This is a genomic window from Dialister sp. CAG:357, assembly GCF_000435155.1.
Classification (GTDB): domain Bacteria; phylum Bacillota; class Negativicutes; order Veillonellales; family Dialisteraceae; genus Dialister; species Dialister hominis.
Map to the genome: position 1 here is coordinate 1 of NZ_FR896404.1, position 6,686 is coordinate 6,686.

Consider the following 6,686-nt stretch of genomic DNA (forward strand, 5'->3'; position numbering starts at 1 on the left):
GGGTGTTCAACTTATTATTGCAATTCGGGGAAATAAAAGAAGATTAAATTAAATCTGTTTTGATAATATCCGTCAAAACCGCGTCCGAGGACTTTGACCTGCCCCAGCGGGGAAGGAGTACCGGCTTTCGGCTGTTGCCGGAAAAGGGGTGCAGTATTCATAGCACTTTAAAATATGAAAAGGTTCTTCGAGCAGCGCGAAGTCGTATTGTGTGTTTATAAAAAGAGCCTTATACCAGTCTTCGACTGAGGAAATCCAACTCATCCCCCGGCTCCGCCGGTACCTTCCCTTCCAGGGCAAGGTCAAATGCAAAAAACCGCACTCTTTCGAGTGCGGCTGCTTCTTTAATTATTGCTTTTATTTCAATATAGACTTCAGGAATGCCTTGGTCCTTTCGCTCTTTGGATGTTCGAAGACTTGCTCGCTGGTGCCTTCTTCTTCTACTTTTCCGTCTACCATGAAGAGGATCCTGTCGGAAACAGATTTGGCGAAGGCCATTTCGTGGGTGACGATGACCATGGTCATGTTTTCGTCAGCCAGCTGCTGGATGGTTTTCAGAACTTCGCCTGTCAGTTCAGGATCAAGAGCAGATGTCGGTTCGTCGAAGAGCATGATTTCCGGGTTCATGGCAAGAGCTCTTGCGATAGCGACTCGCTGTTTCTGCCCTCCGGAAAGGCTTCCAGGATACATGTTCTTCTTATTCAGAAGTCCTACTTTATCCAGAAGATTCTCGGCAATAGGAAGAACTTCTTCCTTCTTCATGCCTTTGACATAAATCGGAGCGGCCATGATGTTATCCAGGACTGTCATATGCGGAAAAAGATTGAAGGACTGGAATACCATGCCCATCTTTCCCAAAATTTCCTTGGACTTTACTTCATTGGCGTAGATGACTTCTCCATTCTTTTCTTCCGCGAGATAATCGCCGTCGACAAGAATGGATCCTCCCTGGATCGTTTCAAGGTGATTCAGGCAGCGGAGGAGAGTACTCTTGCCGGCACCGGATGGCCCGATGATGGAGATGACTTCCCCTTTTTCAAGACTCATATTGACCTTATGAAGAATGGTGAGTTTGCCATAAACCTTCACAATATCTTTCATTTCAATAAAACTCATCGAAGTACCTCATCAGTCTTCATAAACGGCATAGCGTTTTTCAATGTATGCCAGAATCTTTGTCAGGATAGCCGTGCAGAGCAGGTAGAAAACAGCTGCTACAAGGAACGGCGTTGTATCGAAGTCGCGCTGAACGAAAGCACGGGTGACGCGCATGAGGTCGTTCATAGCAAGAATGTATACAAGAGAGGTATCCTTCAGAAGCGTGATGGTTTCGTTGCCAAGAGGCGGGATGACGCGCTTGACGACCTGAGGAAGGATGATGTGCCACATCGTCTGCTTATACGTAAAGCCAAGAACCTTGGCGCCTTCATACTGGCCCTTGCTGATCGACTGGATGCCGCCTCGGAATATTTCAGCGAAGTATGCAGCATAGTTTGCTACGAAAGCCAGGATGGCCGCCGGGAAATCATTGATCTGGATATTCAGCATCAAAGGAAGGCCATAGTAAATGAACATGATCTGCAGCATCAGAGGCGTGCCTCTCATGACGTAGATGTACATAGCGGCCAGACGGCGGAAAAGCCCCACCTTCGAGATGCGGACCATGGCGAGAAGTACACCGATTGGCAGTGACAGCACTATGGTAAAAAGGAAAATCTTGGCAGAAACGCCCAGACCTTGAATCATATTTGGCAAAATGTGAATGATATAATCCATCATCGGCTCCTTACATTCCGGAATTTGCGGCAGTGCCGTTTTTGATCATGTATGAATATCATACACTGACTTCATCCTTTTAACAAGATAGAGTGACAAAATTTACAAACTGGCTAGATATAAACGAAGCAAGGCAGAACAGGAAACCTCCCGCTCTGCCTCTTCGTTTATCCCTTAAAGGGAATTATTTCAGAATAACATCTTTACCGAACCATTTTTCGGAAATCTTAGCAGCTTCGCCGCTTGCTTTTACCTTTTCAATGCCTTCATTCAGAAGATCGATCAGAGCCTGGTTGTCTTTCTTGACGCCGATAGCGAATGTATCTTTGGAAACAACGCCATCCAGTTCTCTGAATGTTCCAGGTTTCTTAGTCATGTAGTATTCAATCAGGACAGAGTCAGCCAGGATTGCATCGCAGCGTCCGGATTCCAGATCCATGAAGCAGGAAGCAAGATCAGGATAAGCCTTGACTTCAGAGAAGGAATTCTTCAGAGCCGGATCCTTATTCAGAGCAGCTTCCGCCGTGGAAGCTTCCTGGATATCCAGTTTCTTTCCTTTCAGTTCAGCCTGTGTCTTGATCGGGCTGTCAGCCAGAACGACGTAGACCTGAGTATTATCCATGTAAGGTTTTGTGAAACTAAGCTTCTTCTGTCTTTCCGGAGTCATGGTGAAGCCGTTCCAGATGGCATCGATCTTACCGGAATTCAGTTCCGTTTCCTTGGAAGCCCAGTCGATTGGCTTGAATTCAATCGGAACACCAATTTCCTTGGATACCGCATTTGCCATATCGATATCGAAGCCTACGATCTTACCGCTGTCATCACGGAACCCCATCGGAGCGAAGGTATCATCCATACCAGCTACAATCTTTGTCGGCTTAGCGCCTGCAGCAGCTGACTTAGCAGCGCTTCCGGCAGACTTCTGATCTCCGCCACATCCAGCCATCAAACCAATAGCACCCAGTGCCAAAACCCCTGCTGCAAGAATCTTTTTAATATTCATGGTCATCTCTCCCTTAGCCTTCTTTAATTCTTTATCTCGTTAAAGAGTTATCTTGGCATTATATTACATGATTGAGAGATGCCTGTCAACACCTTTTTTGAAAATCTTAAAAAAATTTTTCCGCTGCGTTTTGCGAATTTCACCACGTAGATAATATAGAAATATGGGCAAAGTAAAAGCTCGTAGATTTCAATCTGCCTGAACAGATATTAGGGTAGAAATCTATGAGCCAAAAATATTAGCTTCCTAAAAAACTTAGCATTTTATATTGCTGATTTATTTTCATACATCTTCTGATAATAATTCTGATATTCTCCGGAAATGATGTCTTCCCACCATTTCTGATGTGTCAAATACCACTGAATCGTCTTCTTGATACCATCGGCAAATTTTGTTTCCGGAAGCCAGCCAAGTTCTCTGTAAATTTTTTCAGGATCAATGGCATATCTTCTGTCATGGCCTTTTCGATCCGTTACGTGAGTGATTAAACTCTCCGGCTTTCCAAGCTCCTGACAGATCAGTTTGACGATGTCTATATTCCTCATTTCATTATGACCGCCGACGTTATAGACTTCCCCGACTTTTCCTTTACGGATAATGAGGTCAATGGCGCGGCAGTGATCTTCAACATAGAGCCAGTCACGAACATTCAGACCATCCCCGTAAACAGGAAGAGGCCTGTCATGGAGCGCATTGATAATCATCAGCGGAATGAGCTTTTCCGGGAAATGATACGGTCCATAGTTATTCGAGCAGCGCGAAATTGTGACAGGAAGTCCGTATGTCCTGTAGTAGGCCATGACAAGGAGATCAGCCCCAGACTTGGAACTGCTGTAAGGACTCGATGTATGGATGGGCGTTTCTTCTGTAAAGAAAAGATCAGGACGATCCAGAGGAAGATCGCCATACACTTCATCGGTAGATACCTGGTGATACCTCTGAATGCCATACTTTCTGCAGGCATCCATCAGGACAGACGTCCCGATAATATTCGTCTGAAGGAAGATTTCCGGATTTTCAATGGAACGATCAACATGGCTTTCTGCAGCGAAATTAATCACGACATCAGGCTTTTCTTTCTCAAAAAGGCCATAAACGCTATCCCTGTCACAAATATCCATCTTTACGAACTGGAAATTCGGATGATCCATGACATCTGCCAATGTTGAAAGATTTCCAGCATATGTCAGCTTATCCAGGCATATAATCTGATCACCTGGATGTTCCTGCAGCATATAATGAACAAAGTTTCCTCCGATAAAACCGGCTCCCCCGGTCACGATAAGCTTCAAGGTGCTTCACCTCTTCAAATTTTGCCTGACAAAGCTATCTATACAGACAAAAACAAATAAAATTATGCCATAAACCAACGTCAGAAAAATCCATATTATATTATATGTTATGTTATACTACCCTTCTTATATAGCGATTAATTGCATCGTTCCGTCACTATATTCCCAGCTTCTCTCTAGCCGCAGATATACCTTCCATCAACACAGAATCCCTCATTCCTAAAAGAATTCCAATATAAACGGCTCCTCCAATAATAGCAATAACACCAGTATGAATAATAGTCGGTGAAAACATTTGCTCTATAGTAATTGTAATCATGAACATAATCATACCTGCTAACCAATAATGTGTAGATTGAGATAATATCGTCTTAAAACCGAAATCCCTTCTTACCATATAAAGCTGAACCATTGTTACCAGCCATTCAGTAAGAAGAGTGGCAATAGCAACACCAACCGACTGATATTTTGGAATCAAATAGAAATTGATACCAAAATTAAAAGCCGCACCTCCTCTTTATTTTTGCTATAAGATTCCTTTTCTTATGCGATAACCCGCTTCTCATTCATAACACAAATCATATTTATCTCAAGATAAGGAAAGTCTCTGTGTTATAATTGAAGTGAAAGCTGAGGAATCTACCATGAATACACCTATCATTTTCAACCTTTCAATCGGAGGCAAGAAGCCGCATTCTTCGACACAGAAGATCTGCCCTTTCTGCCATCCTGAAACTTTAACGAACATCCTCGACAAGAAGGATGATATTATCTGGCTGATGAATAAGTTCCCTGTTTTTGAAGGAACGTATCCGACAGTCATTGTAGAGACTTCTGATCATAACGCTGAACTGACGACGTACAGCAAAGAGAAGCTGCATGAAGTCATTTCCTTTGGCCTTGAACGCTGGGAAAAGATGGAGAGGGACAAGCGTTTCAAATCCGTCCTTTATTTTCGCAACTACGGCCCTGGTTCAGGCGGTTCGCAGCGCCATCCTCATTCCCAAATCATCGGTCTTGATACGTATGACTACAAGGACAATATCGACCGGGAAAATTTCCTTGGTCCCATCGTTCACGAAGACCAGGACTGCTATGCTACTGTATCAGACTATCCGATCAGCGGCATGGGAGAAATGAATGTCACTCTGAAGAAGGACGCTTCGCCGGAAAAATTTGCTGACACGATTCAGACTCTGGCACGTTATGTCCTGAATGACTTCCCTCTCCCCTGCACAAGCTACAATATTTTCTTTTACCATTTCAAACATATCCGGGCGAAGATTTTCCCGCGTTATACGGCAAGTCCTCTTTACATGGGCTACCATATCACCCATGTCATGGATCATGAAAGCCAGAAGCGCATGCTCGAAAAACTTCATACCGGAACGTATTTTGGAGAATGACACTGATGAAATTATATGCTTTCAGTGACTTCCACCTCTCAGGCGACCCGCCGACGAAGCCGATGGATATCTTCGGACCTGCATGGAACAACCACAGGGAGAAGATCATCAATGCCTGGATGGAAACAATCCATCCAGAAGACACGGTCATCATGGCGGGCGATTTATCATGGGCCATGCACATTCAGGATGCTATTTCCGATCTGAAGATGCTGGGAACTCTTCCCGGCAGAAAAATCATCGTCCGCGGCAACCATGACTACTGGTGGGATACTGTCACAAAAATGACCCGCATGACAGACGGCGCTTTTGAATTCATTCATAACTCTGCCCTCTCCGTCGGACCGATCGCCATTGCCGGTACAAGAGGCTGGATTGCGGAGACATCCAGAAAACTGACAGAGGCAGATAAGCCAATCATTTTAAGAGAAGAAGGAAGACTGGAACGCTCCCTTGAACTCGCCAGCAAGATGAATCCGGAAAGAATCATCGCCGTCCTTCACTACCCACCCTTCGATGAACTTAGAAATCCGACCCATATGCTGCAGCTCATGACCAAGTACCATGTCACCGACTGCGTCTATGGCCACATCCACGGCGCCATGAATTTCCAGAACCTCCCCGAGGAGCTCGAAGGCATCCGCCTCCACCTCACCTCGGCTGACTACCTGGACTTCAAGCCCCATCTTCTTTACGATCTGGAGGACTTCCATGCTGAAAAAGACGACAGAGAGTAAGCTTCTGGCAGGCTATATCTATGGCGACAACGTCACTAAGGAATACGTCTACCTCCCTGGCAGCGAAGTCGACACAGAAGAACCCATGCTCGTCTACGAAGACAATGGAGGAAGAGACGACATAGGAATGGAACGAGCGTTGGAAATCATAGAAAAAAGAAGCCTCAAACCAACCACACATCCTGTATTAGGAAAGAATACGATGGGATAATAGATAAGGCGATAAAAAAGGAATGCGAAAAGTCATCTATCTTTTCACATTCCTTTTTTGCTATTTCCCCGAACGGAAAACGCGTCTTTTATCACAGTTCCAATGTCTTCAGGTATTCTCTGAATCCTGGTCCTATGTCTTCTCTTCTAAGAGCAAATTCTACCATGGCTTTGAGGTAGCCTAGCTTATTACCTGTGTCGTAGCGTTTTCCCTTGAAATTATAGGCATACACGTTTCCATTTTTTGCCATGACGCGAAGAG

General features: G+C 44.7%; 8 protein-coding genes and 1 pseudogene. 3 read left to right on the forward strand and 6 right to left on the reverse strand.

The annotated features are described in order from the left end of the window. Window positions 1-357: 357 nt before the first annotated feature. From M3200_RS03520 to M3200_RS09535, 5 genes are all read right to left on the reverse strand, one after another. Complete coding sequence (locus tag M3200_RS03520; protein WP_022382155.1) at window positions 358-1,116, reverse strand: amino acid ABC transporter ATP-binding protein; 759 nt, start codon at window positions 1,114-1,116, stop codon at window positions 358-360. Window positions 1,117-1,128: 12 nt separating this feature from the next. Continuing rightward, window positions 1,129-1,776: an amino acid ABC transporter permease gene (locus M3200_RS03525; RefSeq protein WP_022382156.1), complete on the reverse strand. Its 648-nt coding sequence runs from the start codon at window positions 1,774-1,776 to the stop codon at window positions 1,129-1,131. 184 nt (window positions 1,777-1,960) lie between these two features. Continuing rightward, on the reverse strand, window positions 1,961-2,779 hold the full coding sequence (locus M3200_RS03530; protein ID WP_022382157.1) for an amino acid ABC transporter substrate-binding protein: 819 nt from the start codon (window positions 2,777-2,779) through the stop codon (window positions 1,961-1,963). Between the two features lie 263 nt (window positions 2,780-3,042). Next, window positions 3,043-4,071, reverse strand: a complete 1,029-nt coding sequence (gene rfbB / locus M3200_RS03535; protein WP_022382158.1) for a dTDP-glucose 4,6-dehydratase — start codon at window positions 4,069-4,071, stop codon at window positions 3,043-3,045. A 157-nt stretch (window positions 4,072-4,228) separates the two neighbouring features. Then, entirely contained in the window at window positions 4,229-4,396 is a 168-nt protein-coding gene (locus tag M3200_RS09535) for a hypothetical protein (RefSeq protein WP_022382159.1), read from the reverse strand. A 319-nt stretch (window positions 4,397-4,715) separates the two neighbouring features. Here M3200_RS09535 and M3200_RS03545 point away from each other — a divergent pair, with 319 nt between their 5' ends. From M3200_RS03545 to M3200_RS03555, 3 genes are read left to right on the forward strand one after another with little or no spacing between them, the layout of a single operon-like run. Further along, entirely contained in the window at window positions 4,716-5,477 is a 762-nt protein-coding gene (locus tag M3200_RS03545; RefSeq protein ID WP_022382160.1) for a DUF4931 domain-containing protein, read from the forward strand. 5 nt (window positions 5,478-5,482) lie between these two features. After that, window positions 5,483-6,214 carry a metallophosphoesterase gene (locus M3200_RS03550; RefSeq protein WP_022382161.1) on the forward strand — a complete coding sequence of 244 codons (732 nt, stop codon included), beginning with the start codon at window positions 5,483-5,485 and terminating at the stop codon, window positions 6,212-6,214. Then, the gene (locus M3200_RS03555) at window positions 6,189-6,425 is read left to right on the forward strand and encodes a hypothetical protein (RefSeq protein WP_022382162.1); all 237 of its coding nucleotides are present in this window, start codon (window positions 6,189-6,191) and stop codon (window positions 6,423-6,425) included. The genes M3200_RS03550 and M3200_RS03555 overlap by 26 nt, the downstream gene beginning before the upstream one ends. Window positions 6,426-6,516: 91 nt before the next feature. On the opposite strand, the pseudogene M3200_RS03560 reads toward M3200_RS03555, so the two are convergent. After that, a pseudogene (locus M3200_RS03560) lies at window positions 6,517-6,686 on the reverse strand (UTP--glucose-1-phosphate uridylyltransferase); the annotation flags it as partial.